The organism is Sinorhizobium sp. 22678, from assembly GCF_052044265.1.
Lineage (GTDB): Bacteria > Pseudomonadota > Alphaproteobacteria > Rhizobiales > Rhizobiaceae > Sinorhizobium > Sinorhizobium meliloti_A.
This window is the reverse complement of the sequence record NZ_JBQEMS010000002.1, coordinates 1-22,732: the sequence shown is the minus strand read 5'-3', so window position 1 is coordinate 22,732 and position 22,732 is coordinate 1. Positions and strand designations below refer to the sequence as shown.

Here is a 22,732-nt window from a genome sequence, read left to right as displayed (position 1 = left end):
GCGAGCGGTCGAAAAACCGCGTCACGCCGCGAAACGCCCGGAAACTGTTCTGGACGCGAGGTTGCGTGACAGATAAGAGGGGGGTCGGATTATGTCAACGCACTTGCACGGCCGGACGGCTACAGAACCGCCACATTCTGGTTGTTGTGCAGCCCCTGGGGCCGGAGCCAATCGCGCTGGCGGCCAATGGTGAAAGGTTAGAAACATGTCTAGATACAAGACCCTTGCGGCCGCGGCACTGGTCGCGGTGATCGCGGCGGGTGTCGCCCGCGCCGAAGGGACCGACCCGGTCATTGCCAAAGTCGGGGACCAGGAAATCCACCAGTCGGAACTTGATCTCGCAATCACGAGCCTCGATCCGCAGCTCCAGCGGATGCCTGACGAGCAGAAGCGCGCAGCAGCACTATCGGCCGTCATCGACGTGAAGCTTCTTTTGAAGGACGCCGAGAAGGAAGGGCTTCAGAACGACGAAGCGTTCAAGCAGCGCGTCGCATTCCTGACCGAACGCGAGTTGCACAACGCCTTCTTCAAGAAGCACGTGGTCGATGCCGTAACGGCGGAAGATGTGAAGGCGCGCTACGACAAGGAAGTCGCAGCGATTCCGCCGCAGGAAGAGGTCAAGGCCCGCCATATCCTCGTCAAGACCGAAGACGAGGCGAAGGACGTCATCAAGGAACTCGACGCGGGCAAGAACTTCGCCGACCTTGCCAAGGCCAAGTCCACCGACCCGAACAAAGAAGAGGGCGGCGATCTCGGCTACTTCACCAAGGGCCGCATGGTACCTGAATTCGAGACGGCCGCCTTCGCGCTGGAAAAAGGCGCCTATACGAAGACACCGGTGAAGACGCAGTTCGGCTTCCATGTGATCCTCATCGAGGACAAGCGTCCCCAGGCTCCGCCGACGCTCGAACAGGTCGAGCCGCAGGTTCGCCAGCTCGTCATGCGTGACAAGTACCTCGAGCTTCTGAATTCCGCCAAGGAGAGCACTGCCGTCGAAATCTCCGATCCGGCGCTCAAGAAGGCCTATGACGAGGCCGGCAAGCCGCAGGAAACCAAGTAATTACGGCTGCGCGGCCTCTTAGGGAGGCGCGCCCCCGCGCGGAGGCTGAGGTCGCTCGCATTTGCTCCGCTCCGCCTTCAAAGATCCGGATGCCCGACGGCTGAATGCCGTTCGGGCATTTCGCACAACGTTCGAGGCTTCTGAAAAGCAGGTTCAATCCATGTCCGGTTCCGTCTCTCCGCTTGCTCCGAAAACCTTTGCCGAAATGCCGGCCCTTCGCGGCGTACGCATGGCGACCGCTGCCGCAGGGATCAAGTACAAGAACCGGACTGACGTGCTGATGATGCTCTTCGACCGGCCGGCATCCGTGGCCGGCGTGTTCACGCGGTCGAAGTGCCCCTCAGCTCCGGTCGACCATTGCCGGCAGAACCTGCCGGGCGGCATTGCGCGCGCCGTCGTCGTCAACTCCGGCAATGCCAACGCGTTCACCGGCAAGAAGGGCCGGGAGGCGACCAGGCTCACGGCCGAGGCAGCGGCAAAGGCCGTTGGCTGCAGCGAGGCGGAGGTCTTCCTGGCGTCGACGGGCGTCATCGGCGAGCCGCTCGACGCCACCAAGTTCGCCGGTGTTCTGGATAAACTTGCCGCGTCCGCCACCCAGGACTTCTGGTTCGAAGCGGCCAAAGCGATCATGACGACCGATACCTATCCGAAGGTTGCCACCCGCAGCGCCGAGATCGGCGGTGTCAGGGTCACGATCAACGGGATCGCCAAGGGCGCCGGGATGATCGCGCCCGACATGGCAACCATGCTCTCCTTCGTCGTCACCGATGCGGACATTGCGCCGGCGGCACTTCAGGCACTGCTTCAGGCAGGCGTCGAACCCACCTTCAATTCGGTGACGGTCGACAGCGACACGTCCACCTCCGACACGCTGATGATGTTTGCGACCGGTGCGGCGGCGGACGACGGCCAGGCTAAGGTCGAGGACGCGGCCGACCCGCGTCTCGACGGGTTCCGTGCCGCGCTCGACGATCTGCTGCGTGATCTGGCGCTGCAGGTCGTGCGCGACGGCGAGGGCGCGCGCAAGATGGTCGAGGTGACGGTCGAGGGCGCGGAAAACGATGCCGCCGCCAAACGCATCGCGCTTTCGATAGCCAATTCGCCGCTCGTCAAAACGGCGGTTGCGGGCGAGGACGCCAATTGGGGACGCGTCGTCATGGCCGTCGGCAAGTCGGGAGAGATGGCCGAGCGCGACCGGCTGGCGATCTGGTTCGGCGATATCCGAGTCGCAGTCGAGGGCGAGCGCGATCCGGCCTATTCGGAAGCGGCCGCGACTGCGGTCATGCAGGGCGAGACCATTCCGATCCGCGTCGATATCGGTCTGGGTTCGGGCCGCGCCACGGTCTATACCTGCGACCTGACCAAGGAATATGTCGAAATCAACGGCGATTACAGAAGCTGACACGGTTGAGGCGTTGAGAGCGGTTGCGGCCGGACGGCCGCGCGCTCTTCCCGGCCCCGCAGCATTCAAGGCTATGGACATGACAACGAACGGCAGAGAGCCGCCCGGCAACGGGGCGGGGAACGGGGAAACGGTCGCGGTCGATTTACCGAGCGTGCGGCGTCTGGAGGCCGTCGGTTTTCGCGCCTGGCCGGCCTCGTCGGTGCAATATGACGGCAGCTGGCTTATCCGTCTGACGGCGGGGCACCCTTCCAAGCGCCTGAATTCCGTCAACCCGCTGGATCCGTCCGACTATCGCGACATAGCCATCCGCCTGGAGAAGGCGCGCCGGCTTTTTGCGCAATCCGGGCGCACCCTTACGGTTCGTCAGACGCCGCTTACGCCGCCGAAGATGATCGACCATATGGATGGCGAGGGCTGGACGTCGTTCGCGCACAGCCTGGTCCTGACGCTCGACCTGGCGGATCGCGATTTCAGCGAAGGCATCGACCATCTTCCGATCAAGGATATCGGCCGTTTCGTGGATGCCCGCATCCTGATCGGCGGGGATCCTCCGGAAGCCAAGCAGGCGCTGACCGGGATCATCAACGCCATCAAGCCCGAGTGCGGCCTGTTCCTGTTCGAGGACCGTAAGACCGGGCCGACGGCGGTGTCGCTCGTCGTCCACGACAATGATCTTGCCGGGATCATGCAGTTCGCGGTTTCCGAAGCGGTGCGCCGACGCGGCGTCGGCAGCGCTCTCCTCGACGCCTCGCTCCGTTGGGCACGTCTCAAGGGCGCAAAGAAGGCCTGGTTGCAGGTGGAGGCCGACAACCAGGCTGCGATCGAGCTCTATCGCAAGGCCGGTTTCACCGAGGTCTACCGCTATCTCTATCGAACGCCGAAGGTCTGACGGACATGCAGGGTAGGAAGATCGTGCTCGTTGCCGCCTGCGCGCTCGTCGATTCCGATGGACGCGTTCTGCTGGCGCAACGCCCGGAAGGCAAGCCTCTCGCGGGCCTGTGGGAGTTCCCGGGCGGTAAGGTCGAGAGTGGCGAGACCCCGGAGGAGACGTTGATCCGCGAGCTCGAAGAGGAGCTCGGCATCCGCACCAAAATCGCCTGCCTCGCGCCGCTCACATTCGCGAGCCACGGCTACGACGACTTTCACCTCCTGATGCCGCTTTACATCTGCCGCCGCTACGAGGGGTTTGCCGAAGGCCGCGAAGGCCAAGCTATCAAGTGGGTGCGCCCGAAGGCGTTGCGCGACTACGCCATGCCGCCCGCCGACGAGCCGCTGATCCCGTTCCTGATGGATTTGCTCTAAGAGCACTTGCGGGAAAAGTGTGTAACGGCTTTCCGTGCGGACGTGCGTAGCTTCGAAGTTGGAGCGTCAAGAACCCCGCTGTTGGTGCGCAATCCCGCGAAATTCGATAATTCGTTAATCGAACGTTTATCACCCTTGGGCAAGATGGGGTCAGTTCCGGCGCGCGTCACCTCGACGGCGCCGTTTTCGGGCAGGTGTGGTCAGGACGAGGCTTTGGGAAGGGTGCTTCGCCCGCCGCTCTTTACGTGTTGCATGAGGCTGGGATGGTGGACGAGGATTTCTGGAGGACGGTTCAGGACAAGGATCTGGTGACGAGCCAGTCCCGCCGGACAGGCGTGCTCAATCTGTCGCTGCTGTTCGGCACGGCGGTCATCGCGCTGACGCTCATCCTGACGCCGATGCTGTCGTCCAAGGGCGACAAGCGAATGCTTGCGAACACGCCGATCGACTACGACAACATCTCGACGGGCTCCATACCCTCGGGCGGTACGGCCAAGCGCTACACCGTTCGGCGCAGCGTGCTTCAGGAGATGCCGGGTGCCGTCTGCATGATCGACGCCGATGGCAGCAGGAGTGGATGCTGATCGCTGCGGAGCGCCGAAAGGCACTGCTTGCGGTTGACCTGTGGCGAGGCGACGCCTCGTTTGCCGTTGAAACGTTGCGTGCTTGCGTTGAAGCGCCGAAACGCCTCAACCTTTTGAAACGACGCACTTCGGACGGAAACCGTTATACGCTTTTCCGGCAAGTGCTCTGAGCGGCTGGAGGACCAATGGAGACGCTGAGAAGCCTGTTTCGAGACCGCGACGGCGCTACGGCGGTTGAATACGGACTCCTGGCCGCGCTGATCTCGGTCGGCCTTCTCATCGGCCTGCAGAATTTCTCCGGCGCACTGCTCGGCATGCTGAGCTTCGTCACCAACACGATCGAGGCAGCCTGGACCTAGAGCATTTCAACGTGTTCATAGAAACACTCCAACCATTTGATCCAACGCACTTCCGGACGGAAGCGTTACGCACTTTTCCTGGAGGTTGCTCTAAGAGCTCAGATCACGGCTCGCCTTCATCCTTGAGTTTGTGCTCGCTCGCGCCAAGCGCGTCGGACAATCTCTGCTTCGCCGAGCCGGGTTTGAGCGGCTTCTGCTGACTCTCGTGCGGCGCCCAGCCCGAAAGATAAATGATCGAAAAGGTCGCGCGGATGCGCCCGTCCGGATCGGAGAAGCGCTGCGCGTAGATTTCTGCGGCTCTGAGAAAGAAGCGCCGCGGCATCGGCTTGCGGTTGCGCGACGCCAGCGGGTTCGTCATGCCCATTGCGCGCAAGTCGCGGATGAGGCCGAAGAGCGAATCGTAGCGGACGGTGTACGTCTCGGTATCCGCCACCGGCAGGGCAAAGCCCGCCCGCTGCAGAAGGGCTCCCATGTCGCGCACGTCGGCGAAGGGGATTACCCGTGGGCTCGCCCCGCCCGTCAGTTCCGCCTCGGCTGCGAGAAGCGCCTCCCGCAGTTCCTGCAGCGTGCCGCTGCCGGGTATTGCGGCAAGGAACAACCCGTCGGGCTTCAGCACGCGGCGCGCCTGGATGAAGACGCCGGGCGTATCGTTGGTAAGATGGAGCGACAGTGGCGACACGAGGAGACTGAGCGACGCCGGGTCGGCCGGGATACGCTCCAGAGGTGCTTCCGTCACCGGCTCGTCGACCGAACCGAAGGCGCTGTCGGTTTCCACCCGCTCGATCGCGCCGACCTTGCCGGTCGTGGAAAGGCTGCGTGCGGCGGCACCCGTATAGCCGTGCAGCTCCATGGCCGTTTCGAACTGCCGTTCGACGACGCTTACGCGCTCGGCAAGTTCCTGTGCGACGATGTCGAGCAGGAAGCCCGCCTTCTCGTCGCCCTGGCGCAGTGCGCGCCGGCGGTGCGCCTCGACGAGGCTCTGGTCAAAGATGATTTCCACGACAGTCTCTCCGAAATCGCGGGGTGCGACAGAAACCCTACAGCGCCGCGTGTCTTGTCGGACGCGCAGAGGCCGCGGCAACGCTTTAAAACTTGCTGCCCCCTTCGTCCTCTGCTCAGTTAGGGTCTAACGCGACAGACAGCAACACGAATCAAGTCAAGCGCATGAAACGGGGCGGGCAGGAAAACCAGGCGATGGATTGGGCGGGCATGCTCCGCCGGATTGCGGCCCAGGCGGTCGATCTCGTCTTTCCGCCCGTCTGCTCGGGATGCGGCCGGCTGACCGGCCATGCCCATGCCGTCTGCGCTTCCTGCTGGGCAGGCATGCCGCTCATCGAGCGGCCCTATTGCGAGGTTCTGGGCTTGCCCTTCGCCTATGATCCTGGCGAGGGCGCGGTTTCGCCCGAGGCCATCGCCAATCCTCCGGTCTTCGACAGGCTGCGCTCGGTGGCCATTCACGAAGGAATCGTCCGCGATCTCGTGCATGGCTTGAAATACCGTGATCGCACCGACCTTGCGCCCATGATGGCCGAGTGGATGATCCGCGCCGGCGACGGTGCCGTGGCAGCGGCGGACATGATCGTGCCGGTTCCGCTCCATGCGCTCCGCCTCTGGAGGCGCAAGTTCAATCAGGCGGCGGAGCTTGCACGCGTCATTGCCGAACGTTCCGCAAGAGCCTATCGACCGGAGGTCCTTCGCCGCACCAAGCGCACGAGCCGCCAGGTCGGGCTTGGCGCCAGGGCACGCGAGGAGAATGTCCGCGGCGCCTTCGCAGTCCCCGAAGGCGCGAAGCGGGAGCTCGCGGGCAAGCGCATCGTTCTCGTAGACGACGTCTATACGACCGGCGCGACCGTTGCCGCTGCGACACGCGCGCTGAAGCGTGCGGGCGCCGGAGACGTCACGGTTTTGACCTTTGCAAGGGCCATGTCCGGTCCTATATGACAAGAAATGTCCGGCGATCGATGCCGGTGAAGGAGCAGTTGGAGACCATGGCTTCGGTCGTCATTTATACGCGTCAGTTCTGCGGCTATTGCACGAGGGCGAAGAAACTTCTGGAAAGCAAAGGTGTCGACTTCACCGAGTATGACGCCACTTATGCGCCTGAACTTCGCCAGGAGATGATGGAAAAATCCAGGGGCGGCAGAACGTTCCCGCAAATCATCATCAATGATGTTCCCGTCGGCGGCTGCGACGAGTTGCATGCGCTCGATCGCGCCGGCAAGCTCGACGATATGCTCGCGGCCTGAAGTGGCATGTCACGACTGTCCTGCCCATCCGAAAAAGAGATGAGTGCTGCGATGCCGGATCGTTCTGATCCAGAGTTCCGCTTGGGAGAAAGAAAGCGATGACCTTCAAGGCAGCCGCCGTCCAGATGTGCTCCGGTGTCGATCCCGCAAGAAATGCGGAGACGATGGCGAAGCTGGTGCGCGAAGCCGCTTCGCGGGGTGCAACCTATGTCCAGACGCCGGAGATGACCGGAGCGGTCCAGCGCGACCGGACGGGTTTGCGGTCGGTGTTGAAGGATGGGGAGAACGACGTCGTCATTCGCGAGGCATCCCGACTTGCCCGCGAGCTCGGCCTCTACCTGCATGTCGGCTCGACGCCGATCGCGCGCGCGGATGGAAAGATTGCCAATCGCGGCTTCCTGTTCGGGCCTGACGGCGCGAAGATCTGTGACTACGACAAGATCCACATGTTCGACGTGGATCTGGAGAATGGCGAGAGCTGGCGCGAGAGCGCCGCCTATCATCCGGGTCATACCGCGCGTATCGCGGATCTCCCCTTCGGCAAACTCGGCTTTTCGATCTGCTACGATATCCGTTTCCCCGAGCTGTTTCGTCAGCAGGCCGTGGCCGGAGCCGAGATCATGACGGTGCCGGCTGCGTTCACGCGCCAGACCGGCGAAGCGCATTGGGAAATCCTGTTACGCGCTCGGGCCATCGAAAACGGGCTCTTCGTTATTGCCGCCGCTCAAGCGGGCACGCACGAGGATGGCCGGGAAACCTTCGGCCACTCGATGATCATCGATCCCTGGGGCAGGGTGCTGGCCGAAGCCGCTCCGACCGGCGAGGAAATCATCGTCGCCGAGATCGATGTGGCGGCGGTGCACGCGGCGCGCGAGAAGATTCCCAACCTCAGGAATGCGCGCAGCTTCGTGTTGGATGAGGTGGTTCCGGCGGGAAAAGGAGGCGCTGCAGCGTGATCCACTACAATCTTGCCTGTGACGAGGGCCACGACTTCGAAGGCTGGTTCTCCTCGAGCGACGATTTCGACCGGCAGGTCGAGCGGCGCCTGGTCGCCTGCCCCAGTTGCGGTTCCGTTTCCGTCAGCAAGAAACTGATGGCGCCCGCCGTCTCAACGGCGCGCAAGAAGGAGGCGCGCCGCGAACTGGTGATGGATCAGGCGCAGAAGGAAGCAGTCGCCAAGCTCAAGGAACTGGTGAAATCGATCCGCGAGAACGCGGAAGACGTCGGTGAGCGCTTCCCGGACGAGGCGCGCAAGATTCATTACGGCGAAGCCGACCAGCGCGGGCTGATCGGCAAGGCGACGGCGGAAGAGGCGATTGCCCTGATCGAGGAGGGAATCGAGATCGCCCCACTGCCGGTGCTGCCGGACGACACGAACTGACGATAACAGGGCTCAGATCGGCCGTTTCGCCACGATCATGTAATTGACGTCCATATCCTTCGACAGGTTCCACTGGTTGGCCAGGGGATTGAAGAAGACGCCGGTGCGGTCGGCAATCTCCATGCCGCTTGCGGCGAGAGGCTTTTCGAGCTCCTCCGGCCGCACGAGCTTTTCATATTGGTGGGTACCGCGCGGCAGCCAGCGCAACACGTTTTCGGCCGCGAAGATCGCGAGTGCTGCCGCTTTCAGCGTGCGGTTGATGGTTGCGACGAACATCAGGCCGCCCGGGCGCACCATATGCGCGCAGGTGGTCATGAAGAATTCGACGTCCGCGACATGCTCGACCACCTCCATGTTCAAAACGACGTCGAAGCTCTCGCCGGCTTCGGCAAGGGCCTCCGCCGTTACGGCGCGATAATCGACGCTGACGCCGCTGCCGGCCGCATGCGTTTTGGCGATGCCTATGTTCTTTTCCGAGGCGTCGGCCCCCACGACGTCCGCTCCCATCCGGGCCATCGGCTCGGAAAGAAGCCCGCCGCCGCAGCCGATATCGAGGACTCGCAGCCCTTCGAGCGGCTGCCGGCTCTTCGGATCGCGGCCGAAATGCTCCGAGACCTTGTCACGGATATAGGCGAGGCGCACGGGATTGAATTTGTGCAGCGGGCGGAACTTGCCGGTCGGATCCCACCATTCGGCCGCCATGGCCGAGAAGCGGTCCACCTCGCTCTGGTCGATCGTCGTGCGCGCCGTCTCGCTCATGAGAGCCTCCTTGCCTCGTTCTTCGGTGCCGCGCGTCCTCATCGGGCGCGCAAAGCTCGCTGTAGCTCATCGATCCGATGCTGAAGTCGGACGATCGGCGGGGGATGTCAAGGGCCTGAGGCTCGCACCCGGCGAGCGTCGAGACTCCAGGCGCCTGCCGGCGAAAACGAGATAGAGATAGATGAAGCTGAAGAGAATTGCGGCGCTGCCCATATTGTTGGCGGGCCACATGTTCATCGGCGCATGAAAGCCCCAATAGGCGACGGCCATCATGCCCGACAGGATGAAGGCCGCCGCGCGGGTGAAGAGCCCGACGAGCACCAAAGCGCCGCCGACGAGTTCCAGGATGCCGGCCACCAGGAGGATCGGCTTCATTTCCGGCGGCGGCAACGGATGGGTCGATGCCGGAACGTTGAAGAGCAGCACCATGCCGGCATGAACGAAGAGCAGAGCGGTCACGATCCTGAGCAGGGCGAGCGCCTGCGGCGCATAGATGGAAAGACGGTTCTCCATAGCCTCCTCCTTCGCCGATCACGCCAATTCCGGCCGGTAATGCAGGATGACGACACCGGACTTCAGAGGACGGACATGAGTAAGCTCGAGCTTCTGCCGCTCGGCAACGTTTTGAAAGAGGGGTGTGCCCTTGCCCAGCAGCACCGGATTGATGCCGAGACGGTATTCATCGACGAGCCCTTGAGCGATCAGCGTCGAAGCGAAATCGGCGCTGCCGAAGATGAAGATTGCGCCGCCTTCGCGTTCTTTCAGGCGCCTGACCTCGTCGGCGGCCTCGCCGGAAACAAGGGTCGTGTTGTTCCAGTCGGCACTTCTGAGCGTCCTGGAGAAGACGTATTTCTCGACGCCGTTCATGAAGGCGGCGATATGATCCTCCGACGAGGGCCAATAGGCGGCCATGAGTTCGTAGGTGGTGCGGCCGAAGAGCAGCGTGCCGGCCTCGAACTGCGTCTCGCGGATATAGGCGTCGAGTTCGTCTTCGAAAACGAACCAGCCGATGTCATGCCCCGGCGCCTCGAAAAACCCGTCGACACTGACCATGTCCCACATGATGACTTTGCGCATTGTCCTTCCTCCCATTGGGCGGCCACCGCCCTGCGTCTGAAGTGAGATTGACAGAACCAGTATCGAAATGCAAGTGGTTTTGAATCGACATCGGTTCCCCCTGGCCCAGAGTCATGCTCTTGGCCACCGCTTTGACGGCCATTGCACGCAGCCCGCTGATCCGCTAAGAGACGCCGCGACTTTCCGCTCCCCGAGGCGGTGACTGGCCGATGTCCGAGAAGTCTCCTTCAAGCTTTTTGATCGTCAGGCGCCGGCGGGGGCGTTTTCCTGTCGCGTCTACGGCGACGCGCGTCTTCTTGGACGCTCCAAGGTCGCTGCATCGGGCGCGCAAACATGGTGGTACGGTAGAGGCGAAATGGCACGCATCGTGATGAAATTCGGCGGGACCTCCGTCGCAGATTTGAACCGCATCCACAATGTCGCGCGCCATGTGAAACGCGAGGTCGATGCCGGCCACGAGGTTGCTGTCGTCGTTTCCGCCATGTCCGGCAAGACCAACGAGCTGGTCGGCTGGGTCGAAAACATGCCGAAGGTCGCGGGCTCGAACGCCCCCTTCTACGATGCGCGCGAATATGACGCGGTCGTCGCCTCAGGCGAACAGGTGACCTCCGGCCTGCTCGCGATCGCGCTGCAGTCGATGGGCATCAACGCCCGCTCTTGGCAGGGCTGGCAGTTGCCGATCAAGACCGATAACGCCCATGGTGCGGCCCGCATTCTCGAAATTGACGGCGCCGACGTCATCCGACGCATGGGCGAGGGTCAGGTGGCGGTCGTCGCCGGCTTCCAGGGTCTCGGTCCGGACAACCGCCTGGCGACGCTCGGCCGCGGCGGCTCGGACACCTCCGCCGTCGCGATCGCAGCCGCCGTCAAGGCCGATCGCTGCGACATCTACACCGACGTCGACGGCGTCTACACGACGGACCCGCGCATCGAGCCGAAGGCCCGGCGTTTGAAGAAGATCGCTTTCGAGGAAATGCTGGAAATGGCGTCTCTCGGCGCCAAGGTGCTGCAGGTACGCTCGGTCGAGCTCGCCATGGTGCACAAGGTACGCACATTCGTGCGTTCTTCTTTCGAAGACCCCGATGCGCCGGGCATGGGTGATCTCATGAACCCGCCCGGAACGCTGATTTGTGATGAGGATGAGATCGTGGAACAGGAAGTCGTAACCGGCATCGCCTATGCCAAGGATGAAGCACAGATCTCGCTGCGCCGCCTGGCCGACCGGCCGGGCGTTTCCGCCGCGATCTTCGGGCCGCTTGCGGAAGCCCATATCAATGTCGACATGATCGTCCAGAACATTTCGGAAGACGGCTCGAAGACCGACATGACCTTCACCGTGCCGTCCGGCGACGTCGACAAGGCCCTCAGGGTTCTGGGGGATAACAAGGAAAAGATCGGCTATGACGTCATTCAGTCGGAGTCGGGCCTCGTCAAGGTCTCGGTGATCGGCATCGGCATGCGCAGCCATGCGGGCGTCGCCGCTTCCGCGTTTCGGGCACTTGCTGACAAGGGGATCAACATCAAGGCGATCACCACCTCCGAAATCAAGATCTCCATCCTGATCGACGGACCTTACGCCGAATTGGCCGTTCGCACTTTGCATTCCGTCTACGGTCTGGATAAGAGTTAAACGGCAGGCATTTGATTTGGGATTCGCGACCCGGCGCCGCGCGTCTGAAAAGACACGGAAGACGTCGCTGTAGTGATTGGAACTGCTGCATGAACTTGTCCTCGGATCGATTTCGCTTCGAGGATGCATGCAGAGGCCGCGGCGTCCCGCATGGGCCCGACGTTTATTCTTATTCAGGAGACCCCACGCGATGAGAGACCTTTCCGCAGGTCCGCGCGTTCTCCTCAAGCGGTTGCGCGAGCTCATGGCGGAACCGCTCGAGCCGCAGGAGCGCCTTGACCGGATCGTGCGCCAGATAGCGCAGAACATGGTTGCGGAAGTGTGCTCGGTTTACGTGCTGCGCTCCGATGGCGTGCTCGAACTTTACGCGACCGAAGGTCTGAACAAGACGGCGGTGCACCTGGCGCAACTGAAGATGGGACAGGGTCTCGTCGGCACGATCGCGGCTTCGGCGCGGCCGCTCAATCTCTCCGATGCCCAGTCGCACCCGGCCTTCACCTACCTGCCCGAGACGGGCGAAGAGATTTATCACTCTTTCCTCGGCGTTCCGATCCTGCGCACCGGCCGCGCGCTCGGCGTCCTCGTCGTGCAGAACAAGGCGCAGCGCAACTATCGCGAGGACGAGGTCGAGGCGCTGGAAACGACCGCCATGGTGCTCGCCGAGATGGTTGCGACTGGCGAGCTCAAGAAGATCACCAAGCCCGGGCTCGAGCTCGATCTGTCCCGCCCGGTGACGATCGAGGGCAACAGCTACGGCGAAGGCATAGGGCTCGGATATGTCGTCCTGCATGAGCCTCGCATCGTCGTCACCAATCTGCTCAACGAGGACACGGAGCAGGAACTGCAGCGGCTTGCGGAAGCGCTCGGGTCGCTGCGCATCTCCATCGACGACATGCTGTCGCGCCGCGACGTCTCGATGGAGGGCGAGCACCGCGCGGTTCTCGAGACCTACCGCATGTTCGCCCACGACCGCGGCTGGGTGAGAAAGCTCGAGGAGGCGATCCGCAACGGCCTGACGGCGGAAGCGGCGGTGGAGCGGGTGCAGAGCGAGACCAAGGCGCGGATGATCCGGCTGACCGATCCGTATCTGCGCGAGCGGATGCACGATTTCGACGATCTTGCGAACCGGCTGTTGCGCCAGCTTTCGGGTTATGGCGCCAAGCTTTCGGCTGCCGATTTCCCGAATGACGCGATCGTCGTCGCGCGCGCCATGGGCGCTGCGGAGTTGCTCGACTATCCGCGCGAGAACGTGCGCGGTCTCGTGCTGGAGGAGGGGGCGGTCACCAGCCATGTGGTCATCGTCGCCCGCGCCATGGGCATTCCGGTGGTCGGCCAGGCGGCAGGGGCAGTGGCGCTCGCCGAAAACCGCGATGCGATCATCGTCGACGGCGACGATGCGAAGGTGCATCTGCGGCCGATGGCCGATCTGCAGCGCGCTTACGAGGAGAAAGTGCGCTTCCGTGCGCGCAGACAGGCGCAGTTCCGCGCTCTCCGCGATGTCGAACCCCTGACGAAGGACGGCAAGCGCATTACGTTGCAGATGAATGCCGGGCTGCTGGTCGACTTGCCCCATCTGAACGAGGCTGGTGCCGAAGGTATCGGTCTCTTCCGGACCGAACTGCAATTCATGATCGCTTCGACCATGCCCAAGGCCGAGGAGCAGGAAGCTTTCTACCGCAACGTCATGAAGCAGACGGCGGGGAAGCCGGTCACCTTCCGGACGCTGGATATCGGCGGCGACAAGGTCGTTCCCTATTTCCGTGCCGCGGAAGAGGAGAACCCGGCGCTCGGCTGGCGCGCCATCAGGCTGTCGCTCGATCGGCCGGGTCTCCTGCGTACCCAGTTCCGGGCAATGCTGAGAGCGACGGTCGGCGCCGAGCTCAAGATGATGCTGCCGATGGTAACGGAAGTCGCGGAGCTGAAGAGCGCGCGAGAACTCCTGCAGAAGGAGATCGAGCGCCAATCGAAGCTCGGCGAACAACTGCCGCGCAAGCTGCAGTTCGGGGCGATGCTGGAAGTGCCGGCGCTGCTTTGGCAGCTCGACGAACTGATGGCCGAAGTGGATTTCGTTTCGGTCGGCTCGAACGATCTCTTCCAGTTCGCCATGGCGGTCGACCGCGGTAATGCCCGTGTTTCCGAACGTTTCGACATTCTCGGCCGGCCGTTCCTGCGGATTCTCCGGGAGATCGTGCGGGCCGGCGAGCGCAACAACACGCCCGTGACGCTTTGCGGCGAGATGGCAAGCAAACCGCTTTCGGCCATGGCGCTGCTCGGGCTCGGCTTCCGGTCGGTTTCGATGTCGCCGACGGCTGTCGGGCCGGTCAAGGCAATGCTCCTGGCGCTGGATGCCGGCAGGCTCAACGAACTCCTTGAGGCGGCGCTCGACGACGTCAAGTCCGACACGTCGATCCGCCAGCTCCTGGTCGATTTCGCTGCGGCGAACGGCATACCGGTTTAGATTGAACAAGAGGGCTCTCGTCTCCGTCCGGACGCGGTCCGGGCGAGGCGAGTGCATTTGGAGTGAGATTTGGCAAAGCTTCCCGTTGAAAAGATGCGCGAACTGGAGCGGCGGTTCGGCGAAATCGAGGCGCGCATGTCCGCCGGCCCGTCGGCCGACGTTTACGTGAAGCTGGCCTCGGAATATTCCGAGCTACAGCCGGTCGTGTCGAAGATTCGCGCCTATGAAAAGGCGACGGCCGAGCTTGCCGACATCGCAGCGATGCTTGCCGACCGGGCGACCGACAAGGAGATGCGCGACCTCGCGGAGATGGAAAAGCCCGAAGTCGAAGAGAAGATCGAAGCGCTTGAGCAGGAAATCCAGATCCTGCTCCTGCCGAAGGATGCGGCCGACGAAAAGAGCGCGATCCTCGAAATCCGGGCCGGTACGGGTGGCTCGGAAGCCGCCCTCTTCGCCGGCGATCTCTTCCGCATGTACGAGCGATACGCGGCGGGCAAGGGCTGGCGAGTCGAAGTGCTGTCCGCGAGCGAGGGCGAGGCCGGCGGCTACAAGGAAATCATCGCAACGGTATCGGGACGCGGTGTCTTCTCGCGGTTGAAATTCGAGTCCGGCGTCCACCGGGTGCAGCGCGTGCCGGAGACGGAAGCCAGCGGCCGGATCCATACGTCGGCCGCGACGGTCGCGGTGTTGCCGGAGGCCGAAGAGATCGACATCGAGGTCCGCCCGGAGGATATCCGCGTCGATACGATGCGTTCCTCGGGAGCAGGCGGACAGCACGTCAACACGACCGATTCGGCCGTGCGCATAACCCATATTCCGACCGGCATCGTCGTCACCAGTTCGGAAAAGTCGCAGCATCAGAACCGTGCCAAGGCGATGCAGGTGCTGCGCTCCCGGCTCTATGACATGGAACGGCAGCGCGCCGACAGCGAGCGTTCGGCCGACCGCAGGAGCCAGGTAGGTTCCGGCGATCGTTCCGAGCGCATACGCACCTACAATTTCCCGCAGGGACGCCTGACCGACCACCGCATCAATCTCACGCTCTACAAGCTCGATCGAATGATGGAAGGTGAGATCGACGACGTGGTGGATGCGCTGCTCGCCGACCATCAGGCAAGCCAGCTCGCGCTGCTCGGCGAAAGGCAGAACTGAGTTTCAATGGCCCAAACCCTCGACAGCCTCCTAGCCGAGAGCCGCGACAGGCTGAAGGCCGCCGGCCTCGAATCGGCGGGGCTCGATGCACGCCACCTGATCTCCGGCCTGCTCGACCTTGCGCTGGCCGCGCTCCTGACGCGCGGAAGAGAGCTCGTCAGCGACGAGGATGCGGCTCGCATTCGTGCCGCAGTCGAGCGCCGCGCGGCGCATGAGCCGGTCTACCGGATTCTCGGCGAGCGGGAATTCTTCGGCATGAAGCTCAAGCTCTCGAAAGAGACGCTGGAGCCGCGTCCTGACACCGAGACCCTGGTCGACTGCCTGGTTCCCCATGCGCGGCGAATCGCTTCAAGCAAGGGGAGTTGTCGCATCGTCGACCTTGGAACGGGCACGGGTGCGATTTGTCTCGCTCTTCTCGCAGCGGTACTTGACGCGCACGGTCTCGGTACCGATATATCGGAAGACGCGCTGGCGACAGCACTTGAAAATGCGCGCAGGAATGGCTTGGCGGCACGCTTCGGAGCCGTTCGGAGCAATTGGTTCGAGGCGGTGGATGGGCGGTTCGATATCATCGTCTCAAATCCGCCTTATATCCGGTCCAATGTAATACCGGAGCTTGAACCGGAAGTGAGATACCACGATCCGGTCGCCGCACTTGATGGCGGAGAGGATGGGCTTGATGCCTATCGTGCCATTGCTTCTCACGCTGGTCGCCATCTCGAAACAGACGGCGTAATAGGCTTGGAAATCGGTTTCGATCAAAAACGAGCGGTAACGGCGCTATTCGAAGCGCAGGGCTTTCGTTTGCTATCTGCCGCGAAGGACCTCGGCGGCAACGATCGGGTCCTGATGTTCCAGCAGGATATTGAGCGCAGCAATAACCGTTGAAAAAATGCTGCACTCGCACTTCTCTTTTCCGGAAGAGCAAAGAAAGGGCTTGGAATCCCGAAGGAAGCGGGCTAGTTTCACCCCGCGCACTGGGCAGAAGGTCATGGACCAAGGATTCGTTCCAGTATGACCTGGCCACGGGGATTGCTCTCAAGAAAGAGTTGCTAGGGTTCGACAGTGCCTTGTGCGGGTACCTGTTAATTTAACGTTGACCGGCGCCGAGATCGCGAAGAGGCGATCTGTCATGGCGCATGTTTTCTCAGGTGCGGACTTTCCGCACCGAGAGCGGAACCACATGATCATCATTATCAAGAAAATTCAGGTGAATGGACTATGAGGCCAGGACAGCAAAACAAGCGCGGCCGTGGGCGGAATAACAACAACAGCGGAAACAACAACAACAACAATCGCAAGGGATCCAATCCCTTGACGCGGACCTACGACAGCTCCGGCCCGGATGTGAAGATTCGTGGTACCGCACAGCACATCGCCGAAAAATATGCGGCCCTTGCTCGCGACGCGCAGAGCTCCGGCGACCGCGTGATCGCTGAGAACTATCTGCAGCATGCCGAGCATTACAACCGCATCATCGCGGCTGCGCAGGCTCAGATGCAGGACCGGTTCCAGCGCGACGAACGCCAGGACTATCAGGAACGTGACTCGTCCGATCGCGATCAGGACGATCTGGATCAGGGCTATGCAGAGGAAATGCCGGCCGCTCCGGCGGCCGCAGCGGCTCCGGCCAACGAGCCTCAGCCGGTCATCGACGGTTCGGGTCCTCAGCCGGTGATCGAGGGCATGCCCGCCGAAGTCGCCATGGAAGAGGAAGCGCAGGGATCGGCCGGTCGCTCGGCCTCCCGTCGCCGCAGCACGAGCCGGCCTCGCCGGCAGCCGCGCCGCGGCGCGCAGGAAGAGGCAGGGGGCGATGCGCAACCCGAAACCGACGGCAGCACCCCGGCGCTCGCCGCCTCGGAATAACCCTTCCGCAGCGATTCTCTTAAAGGCCAAGCCCGTAACGGCTGGGCTTTTTGCTTTCGCAAGATCTCGACGCGTGCCGCATCCACTGCGAGCACATTCGCACGCGATTGTCTCCGCTGCCTCCATTTGCCGCCCTTTAATTCCGAAGAACGCTGCACCATATTTCGCTTCGAAGGCTTGCCGAATGCGGGAGCCTGATCCTGAAACGCCGGCCAGTGCCACGATGATGGGCTCGCCGGGCTATGGAGGTAGAGAATGGATATCGAAAAATATTCGGAACGCGTCCGCGGTTTCCTGCAGTCGGCGCAGACCTATGCACTGGCCGAAGGGCACCAGCAATTCACGCCGGAGCACGTCCTCAAAGTATTGCTCGACGACGATCAGGGCATGGCGGCTTCGCTTATCGAGCGCGCCGGCGGCAATGCGCGCGAAGCCAAGGTTGGTACGGCCGCAGCTTTGGCGAAGCTTCCGAAGGTGACCGGCGGCAACGGCTCCGTCTATCTGTCGCAGCCGCTCGCCAAGGTGTTCACCGCAGCGGAAGAGGCCGCCAAGAGGGCCGGCGACAGCTTCGTAACCGTCGAACGCCTGCTTCTGGCACTGGCGATCGAAAGCTCGGCCGCGACGGCGTCGATCCTCTCCAAGGCCGGCGTCACGCCGACGAAGCTCAACCAGGTCATCAACGAAATCCGCAAGGGCCGCACCGCCGACAGCGCCAATGCCGAACAGGGTTTCGATTCGCTCAAGAAGTACGCGCGAGATCTGACCGCCGAGGCGAGGGAAGGCAAGCTCGATCCGGTGATCGGCCGGGACGACGAGATCCGCCGAACGATCCAGGTGCTCTCGCGCCGGACGAAGAACAATCCCGTGCTGATCGGCGAGCCGGGCGTCGGCAAGACCGCGATCGCGGAAGGCCTGGCGCTGAGAATCGTCAACGGCGATGTGCCTGAAAGCCTGAAGGACAAGCGCCTGATGGCGCTCGACATGGGCGCGTTGATCGCCGGTGCGAAGTTCCGCGGTGAATTCGAAGAGCGGCTCAAGGCCGTGCTGAACGAAGTGCGCTCGGAAGGTGGCGAGATCATCCTCTTCATCGATGAAATGCATACGCTGGTCGGTGCAGGCAAGGCGGACGGGGCTATGGATGCCTCGAACCTCCTGAAGCCCGCGCTCGCCCGCGGCGAGCTGCACTGCGTCGGCGCGACGACGCTCGACGAATACCGCAAGCACGTCGAGAAGGACGCGGCCCTTGCCCGCCGGTTCCAGCCGGTCATGGTCGAGGAGCCGACGGTCGAGGATACGATCTCGATCCTGCGCGGCCTGAAGGAAAAATACGAGCAGCATCACAAGGTGCGGATCTCCGATTCCGCGCTGGTTGCCGCCGCGGCCCTTTCCAACCGCTACATCACCGATCGTTTCCTTCCCGACAAGGCGATCGACCTCATGGACGAGGCAGCCTCGCGCCTCAGGATGCAGGTCGATTCGAAGCCTGAGGAACTCGACGAACTCGACAGGCGCGTCATTCAGCTGAAGATCGAACGGGAAGCCTTGAAAAAGGAGACAGACGTTTCTTCCAAGGATCGCCTTGCCAAGCTCGAACTCGATCTGTCTTCGCTCGAAGAGGAGGCAGCGGCATTGACGGCGCGCTGGCAGGCCGAGAAGCAGAAGCTCGGGCAGGCAGCCGATCTCAAGAAGCAGCTCGACGAAGCGCGCAACGAGCTGCAGATCGCGCAGCGCAACGGCGAGTTCCAGCGGGCAGGGGAGCTTGCCTACGGCGTGATCCCGAATCTCGAAAAGGAACTGACGGAAGCGGAAAGCCAGGATGGCGCCAGCGCCAACCCGATGGTGCAGGAAGTCGTGACCCCCGACAACATCGCCCACATCGTATCTCGATGGACCGGCATTCCGGTCGACAAGATGCTGGAAGGCGAGCGCGACAAGCTGCTCAGGATGGAAGACGAGCTGGCGAAATGGGTCGTCGGTCAGGGTGATGCCGTGCAGGCCGTCTCGCGGGCGGTTCGCCGTTCGCGCGCAGGGCTTCAGGATCCGAACCGGCCGATCGGCTCCTTCATCTTCCTGGGTCCGACAGGGGTCGGCAAGACGGAGCTCACCAAGGCGCTTGCCCGCTTCCTCTTCGACGACGAGACCGCGCTGATGCGGATCGACATGTCCGAGTACATGGAGAAGCATTCGGTCGCCCGCCTGATCGGCGCGCCTCCCGGCTATGTCGGTTATGAGGAGGGTGGGGCGCTGACGGAATCCGTCCGCCGCCGGCCCTATCAGGTCGTGCTGTTCGACGAGATCGAGAAGGCGCATCCGGATGTCTTCAACGTTCTGCTGCAGGTGCTTGACGATGGGCGTCTGACCGACGGTCAGGGGCGCACGGTCGACTTCAAGAACACGATGATCATCATGACCTCGAACCTCGGTGCGGAATACCTGACCGCACTCGGCGAAAACGAAGACAGCGATGCGGTTCGCGATCAGGTCATGGAAGTGGTGAGAGCCGCTTTCCGTCCGGAATTCCTGAACCGCGTCGACGAGATCATCCTGTTCCACCGGCTGCGCCGTTCGGAGATGGGCGCGATCGTCGACATTCAGCTCGAAAGGCTGCGCAAGCTCCTCGCGGATCGCAAGATCACGCTCGAGCTCGAGGACGATGCACGCGTTTTCCTGGCGGACAGGGGCTACGATCCGGCCTACGGCGCTCGCCCCCTGAAGCGGGCGATCCAGAAATACGTGCAGGATCCGCTGGCCGAAAAAGTGCTGCAGGGCGAGTTCCCGGATGGCTCGGTGATCAAGGTCGTTGCCGGTTCAGACCGTCTGAACTTCAAGCGCGGGGCGGGGGCGAACCAGGAAGCCGCGTAAGCCTCGCATTCCGACAGCCACGAAGGCCGCCCTCCGGGCGGCCTTTTTGTTGCGAGTTCGCGATACCGTCGATGGGTCGACTACTTGCTTGCGACCTCGTTCGCATCGTCGCCGAGAAGCTCGTCGATGCGTTCGCGTTCCTTCTCGAACTTCGCCAGCGCCTCGCCCCCGAGCGATTTTCCTCCCGGCAGCCGGATACGCAATGGATCCACCTTGTTGCCGTTGACGATAAGTTCGTAGTGGAGGTGCGGGCCGGTGGAGAGGCCGGTCGTTCCGACCCAGCCGATCACCTGACCCTGGACGACCTTCGTTCCCGGCTTGACGCTTTTGGCGATCGCGCTCTGGTGATTGTAGGAGGACACATAGCCGTTGGCGTGGCGGATCAGCGTCTGGTTGCCGTAGCCGCCGGAGTCCCAGCCGGCCTTCTGCACGACGCCGTTTCCGGCCGCGATGATCGGAGTGCCGCGCGGAGCGGACCAGTCGACGCCGGTGTGCATGCGCGAGAAGCCGAGGATCGGGTGGCGGCGCATGCCGAAGCCGGAGCGGAAATGGCCGTTCGGAACGGGATTGCGCAGCAGGAACTGGCGAATGCTCTTGCCGTCCTTGTCGAAATAATCGATCGAATTGTCGTCCGGATCCTGGAAGCGGTAGAACCGCGTCTCGGCGTCGCCGAATTTGGCGTTGACGTAGAGCAGTTCCGAATCTTCCGTTGCCCTGCCGCTTTCATCGGCGACCGAGAAGAAGGCTTCGAGCGAATCCGTCGGCTTCAGCTGAGCCTGGAAGTCGACATTGCTCGCCAAAAGCTTGACGACCAGCGCGATCATGTCGGCGTTCATGCCGTAGGAAAGGGCCGCACGGTAGATGCCGTCGTAGACCCTCGGCAGGTCGTGGCCGCTGGAAATCACCGGCCTGCCGGTATCGTCGAAGGCAGCCGCTACCGCTTCGAGCTTCGCCGGCTCGGCGCCGGGAATGAAACGGCCGCGGTCGTCCACTGCCATGGTCAGCACGTGCCGGCTATGGGAATAGATCGTGGCACGGACGATCTTTGCTTCTTCGCCCTTCTGAATGATGCCGATGCGCAGCACGTCGCCAGGGCCGAGTTCCTTGGCGCCGAGCGCCTTTTCGAGATAGCCGGCCGCGTCTTCGGCCTGGGCCTTGGCATATCCCGCATTGATCATCGCCGTGGCAATGGGTATGGCGCGGCGCACCGGTATGATGTCATCGGCGTATTCGACGCTTTGCTTCGTGATGTTCTCATAGGAGGAAACGCTCATGTTCTCCTCGACGACGCGCGCGGCGAGGCCCTGCATCAGGTCGAGGTTGTCGGCGTCGGAAGCGAAGCGTTGCGGGTCGACATAGAAGAGCGAGGCGACCTGGGTATTGCCTTCAGTCAGCACCGAGCCGTTGGTGCGGACGTTCTCCTCGACCTCGTCGAGCGACATCGAGGGCCCGAGTGCGAAGCCGCCGCCGTTCAGCGGAAAATCCACGGTCTTCAATGCCACCTCGGACTCGACGTCGGAGCCGTAGATCGTTCCGGTCTTCACCGGCGGCGCTTCGGCATCCGCCTCATCCGTGGAGAAGATCGCCAGCGGGTCGAAGTCGGGATAGGATTCGGACGTCTGGTGGTTGGCCGCAAGCGCCATCTTGACATGCACGAAGGGCTGGCGGCGCACCACCTCCTTCTCGCCGTCATGGATCATGGTCGAGACTTCCATCACGGTCTTGTCGGCTGGCTTGGCGACGATGTTGGGGGAAAGAACGCGATCTCCCCGTTTGGCGGCGCCGACCGGCGCCGACGGATCGAGCGCGGCAAAGGCTTCCGCCGGAATCGCCAGTTGCTGCCGCCCGTCGAGGGCCGCAAAGAGCGCCACGCCCATCAGAAGACTTGAGGTAATGCCGGTCAAGAACGTGCCCGAGAGCCAGCGCATCGAGATCTCGCGCCGGTCCGGTGCGCGACGGCCGTCCGCTAGGATCGGCGGGTGGTCGCCAAGCGAACGAAGCATGTTCTTATCGCTGCTCATGCAGGCTGGAGGCCCCCTAAATGCTCTTGCCGTATGCTTATCGTCGATACGTTGCGCGAAGATGTGCATCTTCCGTTTACGGAAGTCAAATCGCAGCGCAGGGCTGGCCCCGACGCGGCGCCTCCGGAACGAAGCGGCGATGTTCTGGGTTAGATCGGTCGATTGTGAAGAAGTAAGGGCGAAATTATGTATCCACAGCCCGAGGGACGAGCTCCAAAAAGAATCTGCGCCCCGCAAAACCCTGCTTCGCCGGGCTTTGTCAGAAAACTGTCATTTTTTTTGAAGAACCCTGTTGACGTGTCGGAGGGTGGGGGTCTATAAGCCCGATCACTGACGAGGGCGGCGGCGCTGCTGGCGACGATGTCCTTCGCTCTAGGGTTTCCAAGATTGGCGGATGCTGATTGTCGGGACTGGGCCTTGCAGGTTTTGGTCTTGTTGGAACGTTGACGGGATGTGTTTCTCGTCTGTTTTTTGACAATTGAATATAGAGAAAGAGAAACGTGGGCGGCGGAGCTTGCGGGACCTGGAGCGATCCTGGTTCTGGAAAGAGACTTTGGCGGTCACGTTTTG

The 22,732-nt window shown here is 62.6% G+C and carries 21 protein-coding genes and 1 pseudogene; 17 read left to right on the top strand and 5 right to left on the bottom strand.

The annotated features are described in order from the left end of the window. The first annotated feature begins 205 nt into the window (after nucleotides 1–205). From ACTJKL_RS03515 to ACTJKL_RS03485, 7 genes are all read left to right on the top strand, one after another. The gene (locus ACTJKL_RS03515; protein ID WP_100674204.1) at nucleotides 206–1,060 is read left to right on the top strand and encodes a peptidylprolyl isomerase; all 855 of its coding nucleotides are present in this window, start codon (nucleotides 206–208) and stop codon (nucleotides 1,058–1,060) included. Nucleotides 1,061–1,220: 160 nt separating this feature from the next. Further along, nucleotides 1,221–2,462 carry a bifunctional glutamate N-acetyltransferase/amino-acid acetyltransferase ArgJ gene (gene argJ / locus ACTJKL_RS03510; protein WP_275599900.1) on the top strand — a complete coding sequence of 414 codons (1,242 nt, stop codon included), beginning with the start codon at nucleotides 1,221–1,223 and terminating at the stop codon, nucleotides 2,460–2,462. Nucleotides 2,463–2,535: 73 nt separating this feature from the next. Continuing rightward, nucleotides 2,536–3,354 (top strand): GNAT family N-acetyltransferase, encoded by an 819-nt coding sequence (locus ACTJKL_RS03505; RefSeq protein WP_275597429.1) that lies wholly within the window; start codon nucleotides 2,536–2,538, stop codon nucleotides 3,352–3,354. A gap of 5 nt (nucleotides 3,355–3,359) precedes the next feature. Then, on the top strand, nucleotides 3,360–3,767 hold the full coding sequence (locus ACTJKL_RS03500; RefSeq protein ID WP_338277397.1) for a (deoxy)nucleoside triphosphate pyrophosphohydrolase: 408 nt from the start codon (nucleotides 3,360–3,362) through the stop codon (nucleotides 3,765–3,767). 263 nt (nucleotides 3,768–4,030) lie between these two features. Next, entirely contained in the window at nucleotides 4,031–4,351 is a 321-nt protein-coding gene (locus tag ACTJKL_RS03495; protein ID WP_440852193.1) for a hypothetical protein, read from the top strand. Beyond that, nucleotides 4,345–4,521: a hypothetical protein gene (locus ACTJKL_RS03490; protein WP_440852192.1), complete on the top strand. Its 177-nt coding sequence runs from the start codon at nucleotides 4,345–4,347 to the stop codon at nucleotides 4,519–4,521. The genes ACTJKL_RS03495 and ACTJKL_RS03490 overlap by 7 nt, the downstream gene beginning before the upstream one ends. A gap of 15 nt (nucleotides 4,522–4,536) precedes the next feature. Next, nucleotides 4,537–4,710, top strand: coding sequence for a Flp family type IVb pilin (locus ACTJKL_RS03485; protein WP_440852191.1), 174 nt, complete (start codon nucleotides 4,537–4,539; stop codon nucleotides 4,708–4,710). Nucleotides 4,711–4,813: 103 nt separating this feature from the next. Here ACTJKL_RS03485 and ACTJKL_RS03480 read toward each other — a convergent pair whose 3' ends face one another. Continuing rightward, on the bottom strand, nucleotides 4,814–5,710 hold the full coding sequence (locus ACTJKL_RS03480) for a methyltransferase domain-containing protein (protein ID WP_411921857.1): 897 nt from the start codon (nucleotides 5,708–5,710) through the stop codon (nucleotides 4,814–4,816). A gap of 194 nt (nucleotides 5,711–5,904) precedes the next feature. Between ACTJKL_RS03480 and ACTJKL_RS03475 the strand changes: the two genes are divergently transcribed. The 4 genes from ACTJKL_RS03475 to ACTJKL_RS03460 all read left to right on the top strand — a co-directional run bounded on the left by ACTJKL_RS03475 (nucleotide 5,905) and on the right by ACTJKL_RS03460 (nucleotide 8,337). Further along, nucleotides 5,905–6,651 (top strand): ComF family protein, encoded by a 747-nt coding sequence (locus tag ACTJKL_RS03475; RefSeq protein WP_338279295.1) that lies wholly within the window; start codon nucleotides 5,905–5,907, stop codon nucleotides 6,649–6,651. A 20-nt stretch (nucleotides 6,652–6,671) separates the two neighbouring features. Beyond that, nucleotides 6,672–6,956, top strand: a complete 285-nt coding sequence (gene grxC / locus ACTJKL_RS03470; RefSeq protein WP_026168806.1) for a glutaredoxin 3 — start codon at nucleotides 6,672–6,674, stop codon at nucleotides 6,954–6,956. Between the two features lie 98 nt (nucleotides 6,957–7,054). After that, on the top strand, nucleotides 7,055–7,912 hold the full coding sequence (locus tag ACTJKL_RS03465; RefSeq protein WP_324762239.1) for a carbon-nitrogen hydrolase family protein: 858 nt from the start codon (nucleotides 7,055–7,057) through the stop codon (nucleotides 7,910–7,912). Further along, nucleotides 7,909–8,337 carry a DUF1178 family protein gene (locus tag ACTJKL_RS03460; RefSeq protein ID WP_018096962.1) on the top strand — a complete coding sequence of 143 codons (429 nt, stop codon included), beginning with the start codon at nucleotides 7,909–7,911 and terminating at the stop codon, nucleotides 8,335–8,337. The genes ACTJKL_RS03465 and ACTJKL_RS03460 overlap by 4 nt, the downstream gene beginning before the upstream one ends. A 12-nt stretch (nucleotides 8,338–8,349) precedes the next feature. On the opposite strand, the gene ubiG is transcribed toward ACTJKL_RS03460, so the two are convergent. The 3 genes and pseudogenes from ubiG to ACTJKL_RS03445 all read right to left on the bottom strand — a co-directional run bounded on the left by ubiG (nucleotide 8,350) and on the right by ACTJKL_RS03445 (nucleotide 10,173). After that, nucleotides 8,350–9,096, bottom strand: a complete 747-nt coding sequence (gene ubiG, locus ACTJKL_RS03455; RefSeq protein WP_324762237.1) for a bifunctional 2-polyprenyl-6-hydroxyphenol methylase/3-demethylubiquinol 3-O-methyltransferase UbiG — start codon at nucleotides 9,094–9,096, stop codon at nucleotides 8,350–8,352. Nucleotides 9,097–9,203: 107 nt separating this feature from the next. Continuing rightward, a pseudogene (locus ACTJKL_RS03450) lies at nucleotides 9,204–9,609 on the bottom strand (DoxX family protein). Nucleotides 9,610–9,627: 18 nt separating this feature from the next. After that, a complete protein-coding gene (locus tag ACTJKL_RS03445; RefSeq protein WP_440852190.1) occupies nucleotides 9,628–10,173 on the bottom strand; it encodes a dihydrofolate reductase family protein in 546 nt (181 codons plus the stop codon). 355 nt (nucleotides 10,174–10,528) lie between these two features. Between ACTJKL_RS03445 and ACTJKL_RS03440 the strand changes: the two genes are divergently transcribed. The 6 genes from ACTJKL_RS03440 (at nucleotide 10,529) to clpB (ending at nucleotide 20,141) form a co-directional block, all read left to right on the top strand. Continuing rightward, the gene (locus tag ACTJKL_RS03440) at nucleotides 10,529–11,803 is read left to right on the top strand and encodes an aspartate kinase (protein ID WP_003533520.1); all 1,275 of its coding nucleotides are present in this window, start codon (nucleotides 10,529–10,531) and stop codon (nucleotides 11,801–11,803) included. 190 nt (nucleotides 11,804–11,993) lie between these two features. After that, entirely contained in the window at nucleotides 11,994–14,261 is a 2,268-nt protein-coding gene (gene ptsP / locus ACTJKL_RS03435; protein WP_018096966.1) for a phosphoenolpyruvate--protein phosphotransferase, read from the top strand. Nucleotides 14,262–14,330: 69 nt separating this feature from the next. Then, the gene (gene prfA / locus ACTJKL_RS03430; RefSeq protein WP_018096967.1) at nucleotides 14,331–15,413 is read left to right on the top strand and encodes a peptide chain release factor 1; all 1,083 of its coding nucleotides are present in this window, start codon (nucleotides 14,331–14,333) and stop codon (nucleotides 15,411–15,413) included. Between the two features lie 6 nt (nucleotides 15,414–15,419). Beyond that, nucleotides 15,420–16,301: a peptide chain release factor N(5)-glutamine methyltransferase gene (prmC, locus tag ACTJKL_RS03425; protein WP_338277416.1), complete on the top strand. Its 882-nt coding sequence runs from the start codon at nucleotides 15,420–15,422 to the stop codon at nucleotides 16,299–16,301. Nucleotides 16,302–16,634: 333 nt separating this feature from the next. After that, nucleotides 16,635–17,279 (top strand): DUF4167 domain-containing protein, encoded by a 645-nt coding sequence (locus ACTJKL_RS03420; RefSeq protein WP_324762233.1) that lies wholly within the window; start codon nucleotides 16,635–16,637, stop codon nucleotides 17,277–17,279. 255 nt (nucleotides 17,280–17,534) lie between these two features. After that, the gene (gene clpB / locus ACTJKL_RS03415) at nucleotides 17,535–20,141 is read left to right on the top strand and encodes an ATP-dependent chaperone ClpB (protein WP_440852189.1); all 2,607 of its coding nucleotides are present in this window, start codon (nucleotides 17,535–17,537) and stop codon (nucleotides 20,139–20,141) included. An 80-nt stretch (nucleotides 20,142–20,221) separates the two neighbouring features. Here clpB and ACTJKL_RS03410 read toward each other — a convergent pair whose 3' ends face one another. Further along, nucleotides 20,222–22,162: a M23 family metallopeptidase gene (locus tag ACTJKL_RS03410; protein WP_275597439.1), complete on the bottom strand. Its 1,941-nt coding sequence runs from the start codon at nucleotides 22,160–22,162 to the stop codon at nucleotides 20,222–20,224. Nucleotides 22,163–22,732: the final 570 nt, after the last annotated feature.